Annotated in this window: 14 protein-coding genes; 10 read left to right on the forward strand and 4 right to left on the reverse strand. The window is 75.3% G+C overall.

Annotated features, from left to right (window positions below):
• Positions 1–11 precede the first annotated feature (11 nt).
• Genes ACIA8L_RS20670 through ACIA8L_RS20710 form a run of 9 tightly spaced genes read left to right on the forward strand, consistent with a single transcriptional unit; the run spans position 12 to position 14,483 of the window.
• On the forward strand, positions 12–713 hold the full coding sequence (locus tag ACIA8L_RS20670) for an NUDIX hydrolase (protein ID WP_395906762.1): 702 nt from the start codon (positions 12–14) through the stop codon (positions 711–713).
• A 6-nt stretch (positions 714–719) separates the two neighbouring features.
• Positions 720–1,163 (forward strand): hypothetical protein, encoded by a 444-nt coding sequence (locus ACIA8L_RS20675; protein ID WP_395906763.1) that lies wholly within the window; start codon positions 720–722, stop codon positions 1,161–1,163.
• Positions 1,156–1,746 carry a hypothetical protein gene (locus ACIA8L_RS20680; protein ID WP_395906765.1) on the forward strand — a complete coding sequence of 197 codons (591 nt, stop codon included), beginning with the start codon at positions 1,156–1,158 and terminating at the stop codon, positions 1,744–1,746. Before ACIA8L_RS20675 ends, ACIA8L_RS20680 begins: the two co-directional genes overlap by 8 nt.
• Positions 1,730–5,245, forward strand: coding sequence for a DUF6603 domain-containing protein (locus tag ACIA8L_RS20685; protein ID WP_395906767.1), 3,516 nt, complete (start codon positions 1,730–1,732; stop codon positions 5,243–5,245). Before ACIA8L_RS20680 ends, ACIA8L_RS20685 begins: the two co-directional genes overlap by 17 nt.
• On the forward strand, positions 5,242–6,552 hold the full coding sequence (locus ACIA8L_RS20690; protein WP_395906769.1) for a hypothetical protein: 1,311 nt from the start codon (positions 5,242–5,244) through the stop codon (positions 6,550–6,552). The genes ACIA8L_RS20685 and ACIA8L_RS20690 overlap by 4 nt, the downstream gene beginning before the upstream one ends.
• On the forward strand, positions 6,549–7,316 hold the full coding sequence (locus tag ACIA8L_RS20695) for a hypothetical protein (protein ID WP_395906771.1): 768 nt from the start codon (positions 6,549–6,551) through the stop codon (positions 7,314–7,316). The genes ACIA8L_RS20690 and ACIA8L_RS20695 overlap by 4 nt, the downstream gene beginning before the upstream one ends.
• A complete protein-coding gene (locus ACIA8L_RS20700) occupies positions 7,313–11,218 on the forward strand; it encodes a hypothetical protein (RefSeq protein WP_395906773.1) in 3,906 nt (1,301 codons plus the stop codon). Before ACIA8L_RS20695 ends, ACIA8L_RS20700 begins: the two co-directional genes overlap by 4 nt.
• Positions 11,215–12,846 (forward strand): hypothetical protein, encoded by a 1,632-nt coding sequence (locus ACIA8L_RS20705; RefSeq protein ID WP_395906775.1) that lies wholly within the window; start codon positions 11,215–11,217, stop codon positions 12,844–12,846. The genes ACIA8L_RS20700 and ACIA8L_RS20705 overlap by 4 nt, the downstream gene beginning before the upstream one ends.
• A 17-nt stretch (positions 12,847–12,863) precedes the next feature.
• Positions 12,864–14,483, forward strand: coding sequence for a hypothetical protein (locus tag ACIA8L_RS20710; RefSeq protein WP_395906777.1), 1,620 nt, complete (start codon positions 12,864–12,866; stop codon positions 14,481–14,483).
• On the opposite strand, the gene ACIA8L_RS20715 is transcribed toward ACIA8L_RS20710, so the two are convergent.
• Positions 14,480–15,091, reverse strand: coding sequence for an acetoacetate decarboxylase family protein (locus ACIA8L_RS20715; protein ID WP_395906779.1), 612 nt, complete (start codon positions 15,089–15,091; stop codon positions 14,480–14,482). The two genes, ACIA8L_RS20710 and ACIA8L_RS20715, sit on opposite strands and share 4 nt — an antisense overlap.
• Before the next feature lie 41 nt (positions 15,092–15,132).
• A complete protein-coding gene (locus tag ACIA8L_RS20720) occupies positions 15,133–18,267 on the reverse strand; it encodes a glycoside hydrolase family 3 protein (protein WP_395906781.1) in 3,135 nt (1,044 codons plus the stop codon).
• A gap of 27 nt (positions 18,268–18,294) precedes the next feature.
• On the opposite strand from ACIA8L_RS20720, the gene ACIA8L_RS20725 reads away from it, so the two are divergent.
• Entirely contained in the window at positions 18,295–18,861 is a 567-nt protein-coding gene (locus tag ACIA8L_RS20725) for a TetR/AcrR family transcriptional regulator (protein ID WP_395908043.1), read from the forward strand.
• A 78-nt stretch (positions 18,862–18,939) separates the two neighbouring features.
• On the opposite strand, the gene ACIA8L_RS20730 is transcribed toward ACIA8L_RS20725, so the two are convergent.
• Positions 18,940–20,811 (reverse strand): amylo-alpha-1,6-glucosidase, encoded by a 1,872-nt coding sequence (locus tag ACIA8L_RS20730; RefSeq protein ID WP_395906783.1) that lies wholly within the window; start codon positions 20,809–20,811, stop codon positions 18,940–18,942.
• Complete coding sequence (locus ACIA8L_RS20735; RefSeq protein WP_395906785.1) at positions 20,808–23,399, reverse strand: MGH1-like glycoside hydrolase domain-containing protein; 2,592 nt, start codon at positions 23,397–23,399, stop codon at positions 20,808–20,810. The genes ACIA8L_RS20730 and ACIA8L_RS20735 overlap by 4 nt, the downstream gene beginning before the upstream one ends.
• Position 23,400: the final 1 nt, after the last annotated feature.

Raw genomic sequence — 23,400 nt, forward strand, 5'->3', positions numbered from 1 at the left:
CCCCCGTCTCGATGGCCGCAAGCGACACCCACCTCATCAAGGAGGCCATCGAAGTGACGGACTACGTGTACGCGGCCCTGTACGACGAGCGCGGCCTGGTGCTGATCGCCCGGAAGCGCCAGGCCGGCTACTACTTCGGCCCGGAGCCCGGCCAGGGGGGCCGGATCGTGCAGGCCGGGCAGGTGCTGCACGGCGCCGGCCGGTCCTCCCTGCCCGGCGGCAAGAAGCGGGACGACGAGTCGATCCTGTTCGGTGCGGCCCGCGAGTTCCACGAGGAGACCGGCGTCGAGGTCGACGACCGCGCGATCGCGCGGGCGACGCCGTGGCGGCACGACCAGCACGACCACGACATGCGGTTCGCCGGCGGACTGTTCCGGGTCAGCTCCCAGGTGCTGGACGCGACCGCGCGGCGGACCAACATCAATCTCATCGAAGGCGACGCCGCCGCGGACGAGATCCGGATCGACGAGATCACGGAGTACGACGACATCCACCAGTACTACCCGCACGCCCCGGCCGACAACGAGCTCGACGTCTGCGGCCTGTGGAACCTGCACAACCGCAACGTCCGGGCCGAGCTCGCGAGCTGGCGCGGCGACCCGGACCTGGGCTGGTTCTACTACATCCTCAGCGACCTGTCGGTGGAGCTGAACCTGGGCCCGCTGTCGGTGCTCGGGGCCGACGAGGACGCCGATCTGGCCGGGGTGCGCTGACCCGCGATGCTCCGCTACCGGGTCGAGCCGGACCGGGTGGCCTGCTCGGCGCCCGGCCGGCCGAGCGTGGTGGCGCTGACCGTCATCGTCACCAATCTCGGTGACGGCCCGGTCGCGTGCCCGCAGCTGCGGCTGCTGGTGTCGAACGACCAGGTCCCCAAGCCGGCCGCCCTCACCACCGATCCCAGCACCATCACCGTGACACCCGGCGCGCGGACCCCGTGGGCCGTCGGCACGGACGGCGAGGGCCTGCTCTTCGCCCTGCCGCTGCCGCCGGCCACCGGGGTGCCGCCCGGCGGGCACGTCGAGGTCCACCTCGGCGACCTCGTCGTCGGCCCGTTGCCGGGGCCGGCCCAGATCGTCGTGCGCGGGCCCGACGGCACCGCGCACACGCTCACCGTCCACAAGGAAGCACGGCCACCAGCAGAAGGAGAACCCGCAGATGCATAGCCCGACGATCCGCCGGTTCGGCGAGCGCGACGAGCTCGCCGAACTGACCGGCACCATCACCGACGAGGTCGGCGCGGAGCTCGCCCGGCGCGGCCCGAACGGCCACGGCGGCCACGGCGGCCGCGATGCCGGCGACGACGCGGCCGTGGCCGCCTCGATCTCCGGCGCGTTCGATCTCGAGATCGAAGTCGGCGGCAAGACCTACATCGTCACCGTGCACTCGCCCCGCCAGCCCGGCGAGCCGTACGTGCTCGAGTTCACGTACAGCGACGTGCGGTACTCGATGACCGTGCGCTGGCCCGAGGAGGACGGCGACCCCTACGAGATCCGGCTGCGCCGCAGCGTCGACGGCGGCGAGCCGGAGACCCTGCTCGGCGTCGAGTACACCGACACCGAGCGCTGGGCCGCCGAGCTGAGCCTGCCGACGATGACGTTCGGCACGGTGACCATCCGCAAGCTGGCGCTGAGCATCGAGCGCCGGCCGAACCCCGACGACGATCCGCCGATCGTCGCGGCGGCGCCCACGCCGCGGCAGATGTCCACGGCGAACATCACGGTCGGCGGGGATGGCCGCCGGTCCTGACCGGGCCGGTGTCCCTGCGGTGGCCGCCCTTCCCCCGGGGCGGCCACGCGGGCCGGTCCAGGTGCGCGTGCTCATCAACCTGGACGACCCGCACCTCGAGCTGCGGGCCACCGCCCCGATCAGTCTGCGCGACCTCGTGGACAGCCTGCCGCCGGCCGCCGCACCCGTCCTGAGCTGGATCCCGGACGTCGTGCTCGACACCGTCGGCGTGACCGCCGGCGGCGGCGCCGTGACCGGCTACGCCGTGGCCGGGCGGCCCGGCGACGACACCGGCTCGGCCGACGTCCTGCTCGCGGTGCTGCCCGGCAACGTCGTGCTGGCCGGCGTCCAGATCAGCTCCACCGTGGACCTCAGCGGCGTGCCCGTCGTCGGCGGGATGCTGGCCGGGCTGGGGATCCAGGACCTGCGGGTGGTGTACGCGTCGGCCGACATCCCGGCCGGCACGGTGCACCTGCCGCTGCCGGCGGACGAGCCGTCGCCCGCCTACCGGGCCGGGTTCCAGCTCGCCTTCACGCTGCTGTCCGGCGACGCCGCCGAGCGCGTCGTCGTCGCCCCGGGCTCGGACACTGCCACAGACACGGTCGCCGGCCCGGACGCGGTGCAGTGGTTCCCGGTGCAGAAGAGCATCGGCCCGCTCACCCTCGGCCGGATCGGGGTGCGGACCGCCGGCGGCCGCCTCGCCGTGCTCCTGGACGCCACCGTGCGCACCACCGCGCTGTACCTCGACCTGCAGGGCTTCACCGTCTCCTTCGACCAGGCCGACATCAGCCCGGCCGGCATCCGCCTCGACCTGGACGGCCTCGGCGTCGCCCTCGACACCAAGGCCGTCAAGCTCGGCGGCAGCCTGGTGCGCACCGGCGACGCCTACGACGGCTCGCTGCTCATGCGGCTCGGCCGGTTCGGCGTCGCCGCGGCCGGTTCGTACACCAGCATCGAGGGCCGCGCCTCGCTGTTCGTGTTCGCCCTCGCCACCGGCGCGTTCGGCGGGCCACCCGCGTTCTTCGTCACCGCGGTGGCGGCCGGGTTCGGCTACCAGCGCGGGCTGCGGCTGCCGCCGCCCGGGCAGGCGCAGGAGTTCCCGCTCATCCAGGCGGCCCGCCTCGGCGACCGGTATGTGCCCGACGGCGACCCGGTCGCGGCCCTCGGCCTGCTCAGCGCCGGCGGCTGGGTGCCACCAGAGGCGGGCGCGTACTGGCTCGCCGCCGGCGTCCGCGCCACCTCGTTCCAGCTGCTCGAGACCTTCCTGCTGCTCATCGTCCGGTTCGGAACCGAGCTGGAGATCGCCCTGCTCGGCGTCGGCGCCCTGCAGCTGCCGAAGGCCGGGGCCGGGAAGCCGTACGCGTACCTGGAGCTGGTCGTGGACGCGGTGATCCGCCCGGCCGAGGGCACCGTGGCGGTGACCGCGACGCTCACCCCGAACTCGTTCGTCATCGACCCGCAGTGCCGGCTCGGCGGCGGCTTCGCGTTCCGGCTGTGGCTCGGCGAGCGGCACACCGGCGACTTCGTCCTCACCGCCGGCGGCTACCACCCGCGCTACCACCGGCCGGAGCACTATCCACAGGTGCCGCGGCTGAGCGTGGCCTGGGCGATGTCCGACACACTGCGGCTGGCCGGCAGCGCCTACTTCGCGCTCACCCCGTCGAGCGTCATGGCCGGCGGCGAGCTCGACCTGACCTTCCGCGCCGGCGCGCTCGGCGCCTGGCTGCGCGCCTCGGCCGACTTCCTGATGTGCTGGCGGCCGTTCTGGTTCGACGTGTCGATCGCGCTGAGCATCGGCGTCTCCTACACCCTGGCCATCGGCGCGATCCGGCGCACGTTCACCACCGAGCTGTCCGCGTCGGTCGAGCTGTGGGGGCCGCCGCTCGGCGGCGTCGCCCGGGTCAACTGGTGGATCATCTCGTTCACCATCCCGATCAACGGCGGCGTGCGGCCGGGCGGCCAGGCCCGCGTCCTCGCGACGTGGGCCGAGTTCGCGGCCGCGTTCCTGCCCGCGGCCGCCGACGTCTGCCGCCCACAGATCGACGCCGGCCTGCTCGGCACCGTCGCCGACGGGACCGCCGAGGTGCTGCTGGTGACCGCGGCCGCCGCCGTCCTGAGCGTCGAGACCGCGATCCCGGCCACCGAGATCGCGCTGACCGGGCCGGGCGGCTCGGACGGACCGCTGCGGATCCTGCCCGGCCACCCGGCCGGCGTCTACCCGCTCGGCTCGCTGCGCGTCGCCGCCCCGCTCACCGTCACCCTGCGCCGCGCCGACGGCACCGACGCCGACCTGCGCGGCTGGGCCTGGACCGGGCGGGAGCAGCTGATGCCGGGCGCACTGTGGGCGACCGAGAACAGCGGCCACCCCCAGCAGCGGCTGCCCGAGGTGCCGGGCCTGATCGGCGCGGCCGGATCGCCCCCGCCGCCGGGCACGCCGGGCCGGCTCGACGTCGCCTGGGCCGAGCTCCTCACGGCCGCCCTGCCGCCCGGCCCGCTGCCGCTGCCGCCCCGCCCGCCGATCGACGGCGGCACCCCGGCGCCCACAGTGGACGGACGCGATGTCGTGGCCGGGACGGTCGCCGCGGTTGCCGCCGTCCGGGACCGCCTGATCGCCGCGCTGCGGGACCGGGGCATCGCCCGCGGCCTGCGCTCCGACGACCTGACCCGGCTGGCCCGCGACGTGCGCCGGGAGTTCCCGGTGCCGCCGATGCTCGGCCCGCCCGGCACCACCGGCCCGCGCGCCGCTATCCGCACGCGGCCGCGGCTGCTCCCGGCCGCCGTCGCGGGGCCGCAGCCGGTGCCACGGCCGCCGGTGCCCGCGCCGCCGCCCGCGCTCGTCGTGCTGTCCCGCGTCTACCCCACCGGCGCCGTCACCCATCACCGTGGCACCCTGCGCGGCCGGGCCGCCCTCGACGGCATCGGCGCCGCGGTCGTCCTCGGCCCCGGCGGCTGCGCGGCCTGGCGGATCGCCGACGGCACCGCACCCCGGCTCCGGGTGCGCGGGCGGCTCCCGCTGCGGACCGTCGCCCTCGACGCGCAGGGCCGGCCGCTGCCGGTCGGCGACGGTGGCCCGGTCCCGCCCGGCACGGTGCTGCTCGCCGTGTACGCCCCGGACGGCCCGGCCGCCCTCGTCCCGCTGGCCCCGCAGGCGTTCCTCACCGCCGGGATGCTGATCCGGCCGCAGGCACCCGTCCCGCAGCTGCGGACCAGGCTCACGCTGCGCCGCCTGGCCGAGGCGAACCTGGTCGAGTCCGCGCAGGGCGTCGAGCCGGGCTGGCTCACGGTCACGCTGCTCGACCGGGCGGACACGCTCACCGTCCATACCGACGGCGGGCCCGTCGACGCCTACGCCCTCGGCCGGCGCCGGCCGCTGCCGGTGCACCACGGCTCCGTCGAGCTGGACGGCGCGACGGTCGTGCAGCTCGTCCCGCGCGGCGGCACCATGACCGGCCTGGACCCGCACCGCCCGCCGGCGCCCGCCCCGGCCACCGGACTCACCGCGGAGGTATCCCTGTCATGACCGACGACGTCCGGCTCACCGACGCCGCCCGGCCGGCGCTGCCCGCCGGGGACTACCGCCTCATCGCCGAGCAGCGGGTGACGCTGCCCGCGCCGTTCGTCTCGCCGCCGGCGTTCGCGGCGGAGCGGCGAATCACGGTCGACGGGCCGCACCTCGGCCTCGCGCCCGGCGACGTCGCCGGGGTCTACCCGCCCGCGCACGCCGCCGGTGACTTCGCCGCGACCCTGCCGCACGTGCTGCTGGGCCGGGCCAGCCTGCCGTGGGAGATCGACCCCGAGCCGCCCGGCACCGGGCGGCCGTGGCTCGCGCTGCTGCTGCTCGACGCGGCCGACCTGGACGGGGCCGAGACCGGCGACGACCTCACCGGCGCCGGCAACGTCACCCTCGACGCATACCTGCACCCGCCGGACGGCGTCATCGGCCCGCGGCTGCCGGCCGACACCGAGCGGCGGTGGCGGGACCTGTACGGCGACCGCGAGTGCGTCGTGGTGGACGTGCCGGCCGCAGCCTTCACCACCGTCGCGCCGAGCGCGGCCGAGCTGCCGTGGCTGGTGCACACCCGCGACGGCCAGGCGGTCGTCCTCGCCGGCCGCTTCCCCACCGGCGCGCCCGGCGGCCGCTACCTCGCCCACCTGGTCTCCCTGGAGGGGTTCACCGACCGGCTGGCCGACCGCGGCGGGCTCCCGGCCGGCACCCGGGCCGTGCGGCTGCTGTCGCTGGCGCGCTGGTCGTTTACGGTCGCCCCGGGCGGGGCGTACTTCACTGAGCTGGTCGAGGGCCTCGACGTGGGGGTGCTGCGGCTGCCCGGTGCGGACGGCGCCGACGACCCCGTCACGGGCGGCTACGTGCCGGTCGACTACCGCACCCGGCTCGGCGAGCGGACCGTCGCCTGGTACCGGGGGCCGCTGCTGCCCGTCCCGATGCGCCCGGCGCCGCCGCGGGCCTACCCGGCGGCCGAGGCCGCCCTCGTCTACGACGACCGGTTCGGCCTGTTCGACGTCTCGTTCGCCGTGGCCTGGCAACTCGGGCGCCTCCTCGCCCTGGCCGACCGGGCGTTCACGACCGCGCTGCTGGCCTGGGTCCGCGAGGCCCGCCGGACGCGGCACCGGCCTGAGGTGCCCGACCTGACACCGCTGCGAGCCGCCGTCGGCGCCACGGAGGACCCGACCGGCCTGCGCCGCCGCCGGCACCGGCTGCCCGGCCTGCTCGCCGACGACGCCGTCGCCGCGCTGTCAGCCGCGGGCGCGGACCCGCTGGACGCGATGCGGTACGGCCCCGGCCCCGACGACCACGGGCGGCGGCGATGAATCGGCGGCACGTGCGGGCCCGGCGGCTCGATGCGGTGCCGCCCCCGCCGCCCGACGTGACGGCGTGGCTGGACCGGCTCCGGGACCTGCAAGGCGTGCCGTTCGAGCACCTGGTGGCCGACGCCCGGCTGCTGCCCGTCGAGTCGCTGCGCTTCTTCCATCTCGACCACAACTGGCGGGCCGCTCTGACCGCGGGCGCGCTGTCGGCCGTGGCCGGCACCGAGGCGGACGCGTACGTGGCCGCGGCCCTCGGTCCCGAACCCCCGCCCACCGCGGACGGCCCCAGCGGCGTGCTGCTGCGCTCGGCGCTGGTCGCCGGGTTCCCCGAGCTGACCGTGACCGGGTGGGCCGATCCGCACGGGAAGGAGCCGCCGATGACGCCGCTGCGCACCGACCGGCCCGGGCCGAGCGTCCTGCTGGTGCTGTTCCCGCGGCTGGTGCGCCGGGTCGAGATCGCGCAGCCGGCCGCGGGGCTCGCGTTCGGCACCGGCGCCCGGCCGCCGCAGGTGGCGCCGCGCTCCCTCGGCGGGCCCGGCCACCCCACCGGCCGGCCGATGCGGCCGGCGCACCGGGTCCCGGTGCCGCTGCGCGACGAGGCCCGCGGCGTCGTGGACGTCGGCGCCCTCGCCGGGCGGCTGGCGGAGGCCCTGGCCGCGGCGTACGCGCCGGCCCCGGCACCGCCCCTCACCCCGGCCGGGCTCGGGCTGCAACTGGTCGCGCCGCCGCAGCGGCGCGCCTTCCACGGCGAGGAGCCGAACCGATGAGCACATACACGCCCGCGCTGCTGGTGCCGATGGCCGTCGAGGGCCTCGTCGTCAGCGCCGCCGCCCGGTCCGGCAGCTGGTCGTGGACGCCGCCGCGGTACGGCTTCCTGCCCTGGTTCGAGTCGACCGACCCGGCGCCGTTCACGCCGCAGCCGCCGCTGCCCGGCGCGCCCGGCTTCACCGGCGCGGTCCTGCACTGGTCGCTGCCGGACGGGCTGACCCAGGGCGGCGCGGCCGACGACGACGGCGTCGTCACCTACCCGGCCGTCCCGAACCGGTGGCTCGTCGTGCGGCGCCACCGCGACCCGGCCCACCCGGACCGGTGGGCCTACTTCTGCGCCCTGGTCGCGAGCGACCAGCGCGGGGACGCCACCGGCGCGCCGTTCCCCGGCCCGCACGGCGACGGTCAGCTCCACGTCGGCCGGTGGTGGCCTCTGGCCGAGTTCCCGGGGGAGGCCGCGCTCGGGCCGAGCCCGCTGCCCGGCCCGCTGACCGCGGTCGGCCCGGGCGACGCCACGTTCGCCGCGTTCACGCCGAACGTGCCCCTCGTGCTGTCCTTCGCCGACCCGCTCACCGGCGTCGACGCCGGACCGGTCACCTACGGCGTCTACGGCTGGTACGCCGACCCGGGCCAGGACCCCCTGGACGGCTGGCGCACGGTGGCCGACTGGCACGCTTCCCTGGCCCGGCTCGGCTGGGCCGTCGACGACCTCGACCACGCCGTCGCGGCCGGCCGGCGCTGGGCCGCCGACCACGGGCGGACCACCGACCCGCACGACCCGCGGACGCTCTACCCGGCCCGCACGATCTGCCACGGCACCCTCGCTGACGTCGCCTGGCTGGGCGTGGACGGGCCGCGGTTCACCGGCGTCCCGACGAGCAACCCGCAGCGCTCCACCTACCGGCGCCCGCGCATCGCCCTCGGCAACACCGTCATCTCCGCCACCGCCGCTCTGCTCGGGCCGGACGCCCTGCGCGGGATCACCGCCGAGCCCGGCCCGGAGGAGCAGGGCACGTGGTTCGGCGCCACGCCCGGCGGCACCCGCTGGGAGGTCGTCGCGCCGCCGGAGCCCGACCGGCCCGACGGCGGCCCCGGGCCGGTGCCCCTCGACCCGGACCAGGCCGCCGCCCTCACCGCGCTCAACACCGCCCAGCGCGAGCTCGACCGGGTCACCGCGCGGCTCGACGCGCTGCGCGCCGACCGCGAGGCCCTGCGCTGGAAGCACGACTACCTCGCCCACCATCCGGCGCTGCGGGAGCGCTGGGCCGCGGCGGTGGCCGCCGCGGCCCGGCACACCGACGCGCTGCTCACCGAAGCGGGCGCCGAGGCCGCCTGGTGGGCCGAGCGCCGCGACCGGGCCCGGGCCGGCCTGCGCGCCCGGCTCGGCCACCTGCTGCTCACGGAGGTCGACGGCGCTCCCGCGCTACACCCGAACGACCCGGTGGTGGTCATCGCCGGGGCCCGCCGCTCGTTCCGGCACGGCGCCGACGGCCTGCACACCGACGACGCCACGCTGCTCTGCCGCTTCTCCGGGCAGACGTTCGCCGGCATCGACGTGGCCACCGCGCACGGCGAGGTGCACGTGCCCGGCCATCGCCTGCCGCGGCCGCGGCTGGACGTGGCCGGGGTCCCGGCCGAGGCCCAGGACCTGGCGACGGAGACCGACCTGCTGGACTCCGGCTGCGCGCCCGCCATCGCCGCGCTCGCCGACCCCGGCGACCCGTGGCCGCTGCTGCCCGGCATCCGGCACGCCCAGACCGTGATCTGGAACGCCGCCCTCCACCCGGCCGTCGGCCCGGCCGCGGCCGCGGCGGCGACCCGCCTGCGCACGCTGTACGGGCTGGGCGCGCTGCCGTCGGTGGTGTCGTTCCGGCTGTGGGAGTCGCCGTGGTCGCCGCTGTACCTGGACTGGAAGGTGCGCTTCCACCCCGCGGCCGACCGCGACGGCGACGAGCTGCGCGACTGGGCGCCGCCGGCGGGCGACGACGAGACCGGCCCGGACGACTGGCGGTATGCGTGGCGGGGCCGCGACGAACGCCGGCCGGGCCTGGTGTTCACCGGCCGCACCCTCCTCACGCCCCAGGCCGGCGAGGTGCTCGCCGGGGCCGTCGAGCGGCTCACCGGGTTCGCGCCCGGCGCCCGCGCGCTCGCCGCCGACCTGCGCCGGGCCGACCTGCTCAGCCAGTCGCTGAGCGGGCTCGGACCGCTGCTGCTGCAGCGCGGCACCGACACCGTGCGCGGACCGGCCGCGCCGGGCCGCTGGGCGCCGCAATGGCGGCCGCTCGCCGGCGCGCTGGCCCGGCAGTTCCAGCCGCTGCGGGCCGGGCACCTGCAGATCGTCGACCTGCGCGTGGTCGACGACTTCGGCCAGGTGTTCCGGGTCATGGACGCCGCACCGGCGCCGCTGGTGTGCGACCCGGACCTCACCGGCGACGTCCCCGGACTGGCCGTGCTGCGGCCACGGATCACCCAGCCGGCCCGGCTGGAGCTGGCCCTGCTCGACGCCGCCGACGACCGGTGCGAGGTCGGCGTCGACACCGGCGCCGACCCGCTGTGCGGGTTCCTGCTCGGCCAGCCCCTCGACCGGGCGGTCGCCGTCTACGACGCCGCCGGGACCATGCTCGGCCAGCTCATGCTGTCCCTGCAGGGGGCCTGGTGGTGGCCCGCCCCGCAGGACGGCGTCCCGGCCGACCGGATCGGCAACGCCCACCTGCGCGGCCTCGTCGCGGGCATCCTGGGCCGGCCCGACCCGGCCGCGGCGGTCCGCGACCTGCTCCGGCTGATGGCCGACGCGGCGTGGGCCGACGACCGGGGCGACCCGGCGTGGAGCGACGCCGAGCTGCCGATTCCGGTCGGCCAGCCGGTCGCGGTGGCCCGGCTGGCGGTGCGCTGGCGGCTGCCCGGCGGCCCGGCGACCGCCCAGCGCTGGGCCGGCACCGGCCGCGCCGACACCGGCGGCTTCGAGCGCCTCCGCCCGCCGGTCCGGCTGGGCAGCACCGAGCTGCCGGCGGACGGCGTCGTCGGCTGGTACACCGGCGACGACTACAGGCACGTCGACTCGCCCTTCGCGCCCGCCCGGCCGGACCCGGGCGGCTACGTTGCCCGCCGCCCGGTCCGCGCGGCCCTGGACGAGCCGGCCGGGGCGGCGGTCACCGCGCTCGTCGCGCCGCACGCCGCCGTCCACGCGATCAGCGGCCTGCTGCCGCCGGTGGCGGTCGCGCTGCCCGGCGCGCGGGTCACCCCCGCGCTGCGCCGGATGGCGGTGACCGTGCGGACCGGCCCGGTCCTCGACGACGGCGGCGGTCCGGCCTTCCCCCTGGCCGCCACCAGCGGCGAGTGGTCGTGGCTGCAGCTCGCCCGGCCCGGCCGGCTCCTCGAGCAGCCGATCGCCGCGGCCGACGACACGGCCCGGCTGCCCGGCGCGCCGGTGACGGCCCGGGAGGGCTGGCTGCGGCTCGTCCCCGCCGACCGGCGGACCCGGCTCACCTACACGGTGACCCCGCGCGCGGTCGCCTGCACGGCCGATCCGCGGCACCCGAGCTACGCGACCGTCCGCCTCACGGCCTACAACGGCAGCGGCGCGGACGTCACCGGGCTCGGCCTGGTCCTGACGCTGCCCGTCGGCACCGGCCCGGACGACCTCACCGGCGACCCGGACGACCTGGTCGTCGACGCGCCGGACTGGCACGTCGACGAGCTCGCGGCCGGGGTCTACCGGTGCCGGCCGCGCACCCCCGAGCCGATCGCGGCCGGGCAGAGCACCACCCTGACCGTGCGGGCGATCCGGGTCAACCCGTGGCCCGCGATGTGCGCCGTCCGGATCGACGAGCACACCGACCGGCCCCGCAGCACGACCTGTGTCGTGTCCACACTGGACACCATGGAAGCACCGGAGGGATGACCGCGATGCTGCGATACACCGTCGTGCCGGACGAGGTGCCCGTCAGCGGGCCCGGACCGGCCCCGCGCGCCGTCGCGCTGCAGTTGCGCGTCACGAACACCGGCGGCCACGCCGTGGCGCTGGACCGGCTCGAGTTCGCGCTCGACCCGGGCGACAGCGGCGACCGGCTCACCGGCGAGCAGGAGGTCGGCGGCATCGTCGCCGCCGCGACCGGCGGGACCGAATGGTATGCCCGCGGCGACGGCGCCGGGACGTTCAGCGCCGTGCCGTGGCGCCGCGGCTTCCGGCTCGAGCCCGGCGGGTCCATCGCGTTCGACCTCGCCGACATCGTGGTCAACCGGGAGCCCGGCACCGCGCACCTGGTCCTGGGCGACGGCACGGCCCTCGCTATCCGCAAGATCCCGGCGCCGCCCCGGATCGTGAAGTTCGAGAGCGTCCCGGCCGAGGTCGAGCTGGGCCGGCCGAGCATGCTCGAGTGGGCGACCACGGGGGCCGGCGCCTGCACGCTCACCACCCCGGACGGCACCGAGGACGTCGGGCTCGACGGCTTCGCGGAGGTGTGGCCGGCCGACACCTACGCCTACACGCTCGTGGCCGAGGGCGACGGGCCGGCGGCGAAGCAGCGGTGCACCGTGACGGTGGCCGGCATCGCCATCGCCGGATTCAGCGCCACGCCCCGCCGGGTGGCCAAGGGCGACGAGGTCATGCTGCGCTGGGACGTCCACAACGCGGCGTCGGTGACCATCGACCCTGGCCGCCTCGAGGTCGACCCCAGGTCCGGCGCACGGCCCGTGCGGGTCGAGGCCGACACCCGCTTCAGGCTCACCGCCGGCCGGGGCAGCCAGACGCCGGTCGTCGCGTACGACTCGGTCGAGGTCATGCCGGTGGAGCTGGACGGCCTGGCCGCCACGCCGCCGGTCGTGCGGCCCGGGGAGTCCTCCACCCTGCACTGGGAGGCCGACTGGACCAGCGGCTTCCGGCTGGCGTGGCCCGGCGGCAGCGTCGAGCTGCCCCGCGGCGCGACCGCCCACGCCGTCCACCCGGCCGCCACCACGACCTACACGCTGACCGCGCGCGGGCGCGACGAGCGCACGGACGACGTGACGGTCACCGCCGGCCCGGCCATCACCCGGCTGACCCTGGTCACCGAGCCGGACCGGCCCGGCCGGGTGCGGCTGCGCTGGAAGGTGCAAGGCGGCCGGGCCGAACTGGGCGTGGGCGGCACCTCCGCCCCGCCGATGGAGCCGGTGGCAGACGAGGACGACCGCTGGATCACGCGCCTGCCGCGGGTCACCCACATCCGGGTGGCGAGCGGCGAGCGGTCCGCGGTCCTGGCCCTGAGCGGCTTCGGGCAGGACAACGGCGTGCGCGTCGAGCGGCTCGACCTGACCGCGGCCGCGGGCTTCACCAGCCCGGGCGCCAAGGCCGCGGTCGAGTGGGTGACGCACGGCGGCACCACCTACGGCGACGTCGCCGACCACTCCTCGACCAGGCCGATCAGGGGCGCCGCCGGACGAGTGCCGGTCCACGTCGGCCCGCGCGCGGCATTCCGTCCACTGTGGACCGGCGACCTCACGGTCGAGCACCGCGGCGGCGCCTACGCGGCCGTGGACTGGCAGACGACCTGACTGGAGGGACAGCAGCGATGTTGCGATACACCGTCGAGCCGGACGAGGTGCCATACAGCCGGCCCGGAACGAACCCGACCGTCGTCGCGCTGCGGCTGCGGATCACGAACACCGGCGCCGACGCCGTGGCGCTGGACCACCTGGAGTTCGCGCTCGACCCCGGCGACGGCGGCGACCGGCTCACCAGCGAGCAGGAGGTCGGCGGCATCGTCGCCGCCGCGGCCGGCACCACCCAGTGGTACGCGCGCGCCGACGGCGCCGGAACCTTCAGCGCCGTGCCGTGGCGCCGCGACTTCCGGCTCGAACCCGGCGGGTCCATCACGTTCGACCTGGCTGGCGTCGCCGTCAACACCGAGCCCGGCACCGCCCACCTGAACCTGGGCGACGGCACAGCGCTGGCCATCCGCAAGGTCGCGGCGCCGCCGCGGATCGTGGAGTTCACCGGAGTGCCGGCCGAGATCGAGGTGGGCCAGGAGAGCGTGCTCGAATGGGAGACCGTGAACGCCGGCGCCTGCACGCTCACCACGCCGGACGGCACCGAGCGCGTGGGGCTGGACGGCACGCTGCCGGTGAGCCCGGCCGACACCTACACCTACACGCTCGTTGCGGAGGGCGACGGGCGGCCGGCGACGCGCCAGTTCACGGTGACGGTGGCCGACATCGCCATCGCCGAATTCACTGCCACGCCCCGCCGGGTGGCCGGGGGCGACCCGGTCACGCTGTCCTGGCGCATCCACAACGCGGCTTCGGCGACCATCGACCCGGGCCGCATCCCCGTCGACGAGAAGTCCGGCACGCTGCTCGTGCCGCGGGTCGACGCCGACACCACCTTCCAGCTCACCGCCCGCCGGGGCCGGCACGCGCCGGCCGTCGCGTCCACCTCGGTCACGGTCATGCCGGTGGAGCTGCGCAGGCTGGCCGCCGAGCCGGCGGTCGTGCGGGCCGGCGAGGAGTCCACCCTGCGCTGGGACGCGGCCTGGGCGACCGGTTACCGGCTGGCGTGGCTCGGCGGCGCCGTCGACCTGCCCCGCGGCGCGACCGAGTATCCCGTCCGCCCGGCCGCGACCACCGCCTACACCCTGACCGCCCGCGGCCGCGACGAGCGCACGGACGACACCATGGTCACCGTCGGCCCGGCGATCACCCGGCTGACGCTGACCACCGATCCGGCCCGGCCCGGCCGGCTGGGGCTGCACTGGCAGGCGCGGGTCGGCCCGGTCCGGCTGGGCACAGGCCCTACGGATCAGCCGCGGATGGTGGACGTGGCGGACGGAGGCGACACCTGGATCACCCTCGAACCCAAATCCACCTTCATCCGGGTGGAAAGCGGCGCCCGGAGCACGATCATGCGTCTGGTCGACGTCGAGCAGAACAACGGCTGGCGCCTCGGGTTGCTCGACCTCGCCGCGGCCGCGGGCTTCGCCGGCCCGGGCTCCAAGGCCAGGGTCGACTGGGCGACCCACGGTACCGCGACGACGCAGCTCCGCGTCTCCGACGGCCCCGGCGAAAAGGTGGTCAAGGGCTACACCGGCGGCGTCGACGTCCGCGTCGGGCCGCACCCCCCGTGGTCCGGCCAACTCGTCGTCGAGCACCGCCCCGACGGCGCCACTTACGCGGTGACCTGGCAGTCGGCCTAAGGTGACGGCGGGGCGGCGCCGAAGCGCATGCGGAAGTCGTCGGCGACGAGCGTCAGCAGCGGCTTGCGGCCGTGCAGAAAGCCGAGGGGCCCGTCCGGCTCCAGGTGCCAGCGGAGCCGGGCCGGGCCGCACCGGGCGGTCGCGCGCACCGGCGTCGTCTTCGCCCGGCCGCCGAGCTCCTGCGTGCACGTGAACCCGATCGGCAGCCGCAGCCACGGACGCGCGCCGCGGATCGTGGCCTCGGCGCCGACCGATGCGGCGGCGCGGGTGTCGGTCAGCTCGATCTCGGCCAGGTCCTTCGGGATGCCCCACAGCGCCCGGCCGCCGTCACGGGACGCCGGGCTGTCGACCCAGATGTGCGTGATCGTCACCCGCGAACGCCAGCCCTGCCGCATCAGCACGGCCGCGAGGAGCTCGCGGTAGCTCAGGTCGCCGCCCGGGCGGTAGTCCACCCAGGCGGCGCCGACGAGCGCCCGCCCGCCGATCCGGGCCACTCGCACGGTGCTCGCGAGCTCGGGCGGGATCGGCGGGAGGGCGGCGACGGGCAGCGCCCATACCGAGACGTACATGCGGCCGCGCAACGACCAGGGCTCCGGCGGGTACCCCATGGCGCCGCACTCTACGCCTCTTGGCGCGCTGCCAACAGGCGTCAGCCGTGTCGCTGCACGCGGTCCCTCCCCACCGTGACGAAGGCCGGGAGGTGGTGGAACTGGCCGGTGTACGGGCCCACGGCGATCCCGCGGACGTGCTGCAGCGCGGCCAGCTGCTGGAACGGCAGGCTCTGCATCGCGAGGTGCAGGATCCGCATCGCGCTGCGCTGCAGGTCGCCGAGGCGCAGGTCGTAGCTCGCCGGGTAGTTGCCCTTGAGCACGACCGAGTACTCCGTGACGGCACCGGTGCCGTCGTGCACGACGCCGGTCACCTGGATCGCGGCTTTCTGATCGGCGGTGAGCGCGGTGCTGTCCGGAGCGAGCAGGGCCTGTACCGCTGCGTAGGCGTCCTGGACGGAGGCAAATGGCGCATTCGGGGTGAAGACCGTGGTCGTGGTCCCGGACAGCGGCTTGCTGAGGTCACTGTGCTGGTCGACGGTGGTGCTGACGGTCTGGCTCCCGGCCGCGGTCAGGGTCAGGTTGCCCAGCGACCACGCGTAGGTCGTGGTCGTCGTGCCGTTGCGGACCCGGATCGTCTTGTTGTAGACCGGCAGCCCGCCGGCGTCGATCGTCGGGGCGACCTTCTTGGCCGCGTTGACGACCTCGTTCGGGTTGTTGCCGGGCATGATGAGGTCGTTGCCGGCGTACATCGTGCCGGTGGCGCCGTGGTTGCCGCCCCAGTCGGTCATGACCAGGCCCTGGAAGTCCCACTCGCCGTGCAGGATGTCGGTGACGAGGTCGTAGTTCCGGGACGCCCAGGTACCGTTGATCTTGTTGTAGGACGTCATGACCGCCATCGGCTGCGCGGAGCGCACCGCGTATTCGAAGCCCTTGAGCTCGATCTCGCGCAGGGCCCGCTCGCCGACGACCGAGTTCGACGAGTTGCGCTGGGTCTCCTGGCTGTTCTCGGCGTAGTGCTTGAGCGTCACCCCGACCCCCGGGTGGCTCTGCACACCCTTCGTCGTCGCGGCCGCGGTGAGCCCGGCGATGAGCGGGTCCTCGGAGTAGTACTCGAAGTTGCGGCCGTTGAGCGGGTCGCGGTGGATGTTCATGCCGGGCGCCAGCCACAGCGTCGCGCCGTAGGTCACCATCTCCGCGCCGACGGCGGTGGCGACCCGCTGCACCAGGTCCCGGTCCCAGGTCTGGGCCAGCATCGTGCCGATCGGCCAGGCGGTCGCCCACTGGTAGGTCGTCGGCGTGGTCGTCGTGATCTGCTGGGTGATGCGCAGCCCGGCCGGCCCGTCGGACGCGGTCATGCCCGGGATGCCGAGGTTCTCGTACTTGGCCGTCGTGTAGCCGGCGGCGCCGACGGCCGTCGGGGTGGAGCCGGCCGCGGACGCGCCCTCGACGATGTTCGCCAGCTGCGTGAGGTCGAGGCCGGCGACGAACTGCTCCAAGCCCACCCGGCCCCGGGCGACGTCGTAGAGGGTGGCGCCGGCCGCGGGGTGTACCGGCCTGACCCGCTCGCCGGCCTTCGGCGTGTAGGGCGCGCCCGTGCCCTCCCAGTTGCTCTGCCTCGGGTCGAGATAGGCGGTGGTCGCGCCGATCGGGCTGCCGTCGATCGCGTAGTACGGCGAGTCGGTCGGCACCGGCACCGACTGCTCGTACGGTGAGCGGCTGTCCCGGGTCCGCAACGACGACGCCCGCAGCGCGATCCGTTGCGCCCGCGCCAGTTCGTTGCGTTCGCTCTGGTATCCGTAGAAGTTCGCCGGCGCGCTGGTGAGCTCGGTCGCCGGCTTCTGGTCGGTCGCCTCGTGGTTGACCCGCTCGGTCACGACCGTCGTGTTCAGGCTGAGCTTCGCCGCGACGTGCGTGTCCCGCGAGGAGGCGCCGACCCGCACGACGTAGTCGCCGGCGTCCATGACGTAGGCGGCGCGGGTCTCGTCGTAGGAGGACATCTGCGTGGTGTCGTAGGCGATGGTCAGGTCCTGCGACGCGCCCGGCGGCAGCTCGTCGGTCTTCGCGTAGCCGGCCAGCTCCTGGTACGGCTTGTCCAGCCCGGTCGGCGGCGCGCTGAAGTACACCTGCACGACCTGGCGGCCGCTGCGGCTACCGGTGTTGGTCACCGTCACCTTGACCGTGGTCGTCTCCGCGTTCGCCTCGACCCGGCGCGGCTCGATGCGGAACGTCGTGTAGGACAGGCCGAAGCCGAACGGGTAGTTGACGACGCTCGCCGGGTCGGCCGGGTTCAGCGTCCTGTAGAACGAGTCGAAGTAGCGGTACCCGACGTAGATGCCCTCCGAGTACTCCTCGGTGGCGGCGTCGCCGTTGTTGCCGGCGAACGTGGCCGCGGCGGGATAGTAGGAGTACTTCGACGCCCAGGTGTCGGTGAGCTTTCCGGACGGGTCGACGGTGCCGTTGAGCACGTCGACGAGCGCGTTGCCGGACTCCTGCCCGGCCTGGCTCATGAGCAGCAGCGCGTCCAGCGCCGGGCCGCCGCGCGGGTCCCGCGCCGCGGCATTGACGGCCGGGTAGAAACTCGTGTCGACCACGCCGCCGACGTTCAGTACCACCGCGACATTTTTGAAGGTTTTGCCGATGAGGGTGAGGTCGGCCTTCTCGGTGTCGGTGAGCTGGTAGTCGCCGGGCCCGGAGGAGCGGTCGCTGCCCTCGCCGGAGTTGCGGGCCACGACGAACAGGGCCGTGTCCGTCGGCGCCTTCGGCTGCACGGTGGCATTCGTCAGGACCTGCTCGACGGAGGCGTAGTCGACGGCCGGGCCGAAGATGGTGCCGGGGGGCGGCGGCGGATATTTCGCGTCGTAGGCGGCGGTCATCGCCGACCAGTAGGCGTCGCTGGTGGTGACGTGGTAGCCGGCGTTCTCGAGGCCCTGGCGGGCGGTGACGGTGTAGCGGTTGTTGACGTCACCGGAGCCGGTACCGCCCTTGACGGTCTTGTACGCGCCGACGCCGAACAGCGCGACGTTGCCGGAGCGGGCCATGGGCAGGGCGCGGCTCTGGTTGTCCAGCAGCACCATGCCCTCGGTGGCGGCCTGGCGCGAGAGGGCGGCGTTGGCGAGCTCGAGGCGGCTCGGGTCGGGGTCGGTGGTGGCGGCCCGGGCGGGGGCGGCCGGGGACGCGACGAGCAGGACGACGGCGGCGGCGGTTGCGGGCTTTCGGAGGCGGCCGGAACCCATCGGGGTGCGCGCACCCGCGCCGAGATCCTGCGCGCCGCGGTGCCGCTGTTCGTCCAGAACGGCTACCGCGGCGCCCCGCTCGCCGCCGTCGCCGACGCCGACGCCGCCCAGCTGACCCAGCCCGGCCTGCTGCACCACTTCCCGTCCAAGGAACACCTGCTCATGGCCGTGCTGGAGGAGCGCGACAGCGAGTCCCGGGCGGCGATGCGGGAGGCGCTGCAGGAGGGCGGCGACGCGGCCCTGCACGCCCTGGAGGACCTGGTCGAGCGCAACGCCGGCACCCCGGAGCTGGTCCAGCTGTTCACGGTCCTGGTCGGCGAGGCGGTCGCCGCCGACCACCCGGCCCACGCGTTCTTCGTCGACCGCTACGACCACATCCGCGACCGCATCACCGCCGCGATCCGCCACGGCCAGGAGACCGGCACCTTCCGCACCGACACCGACCCGGAGACGGTGGCCACGCTGGTGATCGCGATGATGGACGGCCTGCAGATCCAGTGGCTGCTGCACCGGGAGCTCGACATGAACCGCACGTTCCGCCAGTTCGTGACCATCCTCCGCCACCACCTGACCACCCACGACCAGCCGTCCTGAGCGCGATGGCCCGGCCCGAGCCGTACCGCTGCGCGGTGGTGTGCGACCGCACCGACGTAGGCGACGCCAAGGCCGTCGTCAGGCGGGCCGCTCGGCCGCGAGCCGGGCCCGGGCGCGGATGAGCTCCGCGACCGACCAGGCCTGGAACGGGCAGCCGGTGGCCGCGTGCGGTGCGTCGCCGTCGGCGGTCTCCGACACCGAGCCCAGGCCCCACTCCGCGAGGTGCGGCTCGAGCCCGTCCAGTACCCCCTCGGTGTCGGCTCCGACGCGCAGCGAGGCGTCCACGAACGGCCCGATCAGCCACGGCCACACGGTCCCCTGGTGGTAGGCCCGGTCCCGCTCGGCCGGCCCCCCGGCGTGCCGCCCCCGATACCCGGCGGAGCCCGGGGCGAGGGACCGCAGCCCGATCGACGTGAGCAGCGCACGGCGGCACACCTCGACCACCCGCGGGTCGCTGATCGGCGCGTGCGGCAGCCCCACGGCCAGGAGCTGATTGGGCCGGACGGCGGCGTCGTCCCCGCCGGGGCCGTCCACGACGTCGTAGAGCCCCTGGCCGTCGGGCCGGGGGAAGCGCCGCCGGAACGAGTCCGCGGCCCGGTCGGCGGCGGCGGTCCAGTCGTGGCGGCGGCCGATCCGGTCGAAGAGCTCGGCGGTGGTGGCGAGCCCGGAGATCCACAGCGCGTTGATCTCGACCGCCTTGCCCTGCCGTTCGGTGACGGGCTGGCCGCCGATCCGGGCGTCCATCCACGTCAGCGCGAACCCGGGCTTGCCCTGGGTGAGCAGCCCGTCGGCGGGGTCGGCGGCGATGCCGTAGCGGGTGCCGCGCCGGTGGCGATCGAGCACCTCGTCGATGCGCCCGGCGAGCTCGGCCGCGACGTCGAGGTCCCCGGTGACGGCCACGTACCGGCCGATGGCGTGCAGGAACCACAGTGCGGCGTCGGCGGTGTTGTACTCGAGGGTCCCGGTGTCCGCGGTGTTGGCCAGCATCCCCTCCGACACCGTCGCCCCGGCCCGCAGCAGCACCGCGCGGGCCTCGGCGTGGCGGCCGGTGGTGAGGAACAGGCCCTCGTACGACGTCATCAGGTCGCGGGACCACTCCCCGAACCACGGGTACCCGGCCACGGCCGACGGGCCGGTGGGAGTTTCCACGATGCACTGGTCGGCGGCGACCGCGAGCGCCCCGCCCTGCTTGACGAGTCTGCGGGCCCGGCGGCGGGCGTCGGCGACGAGGCGGTGGGCCTTGGGCAGGACGCCGTCGAACGGGACCCCGGCGGCGGTGACCCCGGTCGTCTCCCCCGGTGCCAGCTCGGTCGTGAAGTGCCCGGCCGCCCACAGGTCCTCGACCGGGTTGAGGCCGCGGGCCGCCTCCTCGCGGGCGTGGACGCCGCGGTACCAGTCGCCGCCGGGCACCCAGCCCGGGCCGGTCACGCGGTAGGCGTCCTCGAACACGAACCCGTCGGCGACCGGGGTGACCGCGGGCGCGCCGCCGGCGAGGCGTTCGCCGTGCGCGTCCCGCCAGGTGCACAGCGGCGTCAGTTCGAGGGTCACCGGGGCGGCCGCGCGGAGCAGGGTGAACAGGACGCCGACGGCCGGGCGGCCGTGCGCCATGGCGATCTCGGACTGCAGGACCCAGTCGCCGAGGTCCCAGCGCCAGCACGGCACCCCGTCGGCCAGGGTGAACTGCGCGAGGTGGACGTGCCCGGCCGGGTCGACGACGCCGCCGGACCACTCGTCGGTGCCGAGGCGCACGACGCGGTCGCCGATGCGCACGACGGGGTCGACGGCGGCCAGGGCGAGGTGCCGATCGGTCACGAGCAGGCCGTGGTAGCGCCGGGTGCGCAGCCCCGCGACGGTGCCCATCGCGTAGCCGCCCAGACCGTCGGTGACCAGCCACTCGCGCGAGGCCGACGCGTCGAGGTCGCCGCACACCTGGCGGCCGAAAGTGATCATGCGCGCACCACCGGGCGCGCCACCAGGTCGGCGAGGAGGCCGGTCCAGCCGGTCTGGTGCATGGCGCCCAGGCCGGCGCCGTTGTCGCCGTGGAAGTACTCATAGAACAGCAGGTGGTCGCGCCAGTTCGGGTCGTGCTGGAGGCGTTCGACCCAGCCGTGGGCGGGGCGGCGGCCGTCGGGGCCGCGGCGATACAGGGCGAGCATCCGCTGCCGCAGATCCTCGGCGATCTCACCGGCGGTGCGCTGCTGGCCGGAGCCGGTCGGATACTCGATCTTCACGCCGCCGCCGAGGTTGGCGTCGTAGTCCTCGAGGGTCCGCATGACCAGGTAGTTCAGCGGCATCCACAGCGGACCGCGCCAGTTGGAGTTGCCGCCGAACATGCCGCTGCTGGACTCGGCCGGCTCATAGCCGACGGTCGCGGTCCCGCCGGGCAGGTCGATGCTGAACGGGTGCTCGGCGTGCCAGCGGGACAGGGCGCGCAGGCCGTGCGGGGACAGGAAGCTCGCCTCGTCGAACAGGTGCGGCAGGATGCGCCGGACCCGGCCGTGCGCGGCGACGCCGACGGCGACGACCCGCTCGCCGTCGCCGGTGTGGATGACGTGCTCCTCGGACACGTCACCGAAGGCGCGACAGTGCCGCCGGATCCGGTGGAAGTCGTCCTCCCGCAGGGCCTTCGTCGCGAACAGCGGGATGACGCCGACCATCGAGCGGACCTTCAGCGGGGTGCTGCTCCCGTCGGGGCGGCGCAGCCGGTCGTAGTAGAAGCCGTCCTGCTCGTCCCACAGGTCGCGGCCGCGCATCGCCTCGGAGATGAGCGCGAAGTGCTCCAGGAACTTGACGGCGAGGTCGTCGAGCTCGAGCTCGCGGGCCATCTCGAGGAGGTTGAGGCAGTAGAACGCCATCCACGCGGTCGCGTCGGACTGCTCCAGAACGTGGCCTTCGGGCAGGTGCGAGCGGTCGATCGGGCCGATGTTGTCCAGGCCCAGGAAGCCGCCCTCGAAGAGGTTGTTGCCCTCCCGGTCCTCGCGGTTGACCCACCACGTGAAGTTGAGCATCAGCTTCGCGAAGATCCGGCCGAGGAAGTGCTTGTCGCGGCGGCCGTCGATGTCGTAGACCTGCAGCGCCGCCCACGCCTGGACCGGCGGGTTGAGGTCGTCGAACGCCCACTCGTAGGCCGGGATCGCCCCGTTGGGGTGCTGGAACCATTCACGGCAGAGCAGCAGCAGCTGGTACTTCGCGAACGCCGGGTCGAGGTGCGCGAGCGCGACGGCGTGGAAGGCCGAGTCCCAGGCGGCGAACCACGGGTACTCCCACGGGTCCGGCATCGACATGATGTCGAACGCGTCCAGGTGCCGCCACCCGGCGTTGCGGCCCTGCTGCCGCCCCGGCGGTGGCACCGGCTGGGCCGGGTCGCCGCGCAGCCACTTGGCGACGTCGTAGTGGTAGAACTGCTTGCCCCAGATCATGCCGGCGAACGCCTGCCGCATGATCATGGCGTCCTCGGCGCCGGTGCCGGCCGGGGTCAGCCCGGCGTAGAACGCGTCCGCCTCCCCCTGGCGCCGCGCCAGGACCCGGTCGAACGACGGCCCGAACGCGTCCGGGTCGGCCTGCGGGGCCAGCCGCAGCGACAGGTGCGCGGTCTCGCCCGGCGGGACCGTCACCTGATACCAGAACGCGGCCTTCGTGCCCTCCCGCTGCGGGTTGACGGTCGCGGCGCCGTCCACGACATGGTCATTGATGCCGTCCTTGGGGTACTGCGCCGACCCGGGACTGCCGAAGAGCCGCTGGGTGTTGGTCTCGTTGTCGCAGTACACCTGCAGCGGCATCGAGCCGTCCGGCCCCGGGGCGGCCTGCAGGACCAGCGGGCTTCCGGACCCGATCCCGATCGCGGTGCCGTCCAGCGCGGCCAGCCGGGGCCGCGGCGCGCCCGGCTCCCACGACCACGTGTTGCGAAACCACACCGTCGGCAGCACGTGCAGCGTCTTCGTCTCGGGCCCGGCGTTGGTGACCCGGACCCGGATCCGCATGTCGTCGGGGTCGGCCTTGGCGTAGTCGGTCTCGACGATCCAGTACCGGTCGTCGTCGAACACGCCGGTGTCGAGCAGCTCGTACTCCGGCTCCTGCCGCGAGCGCCGCCCGTTCTCCGCGACGAGGTCGGCATACGGGAAGGCGCGCTGCGGGTAGTGGTAGCGCCACCGCAGCCAGGCGTGGCTGGGCACGGCGTCGGCGTACCACCAGTACTCCTTGGCGTCCTCGCCGTGGTTGCCCTCGTTGCCGGTGAGCCCGAAGATCCGCTCCTTGAGGATCGGGTCCTCGCCGTTCCACAGCGCGAGCGCGAAACAGACCCGCTGCTCGGCGTCGCAGATCCCGCCGAGCCCGTCCTCGCTCCACCGGTACGCGCGGGAGCGGGCGTGCTCGTGCGGGAACGCCTCCCACGCCGTCCCGCCTTCGCTGTAGTCCTCACGCACGGTGCCCCAGGCGCGTTCGCTGAGGTACGGCCCCCACCGGTACCACGGGCTGGCGCCGAGGACCCCGTCCTCCGGCCGCCCGAACGCCGCCACCCTGTCCCGCTCCGGATTGCTCATG

The organism is Dactylosporangium sp. NPDC051541, assembly GCF_044454505.1.
Lineage (GTDB): Bacteria > Actinomycetota > Actinomycetes > Mycobacteriales > Micromonosporaceae > Dactylosporangium.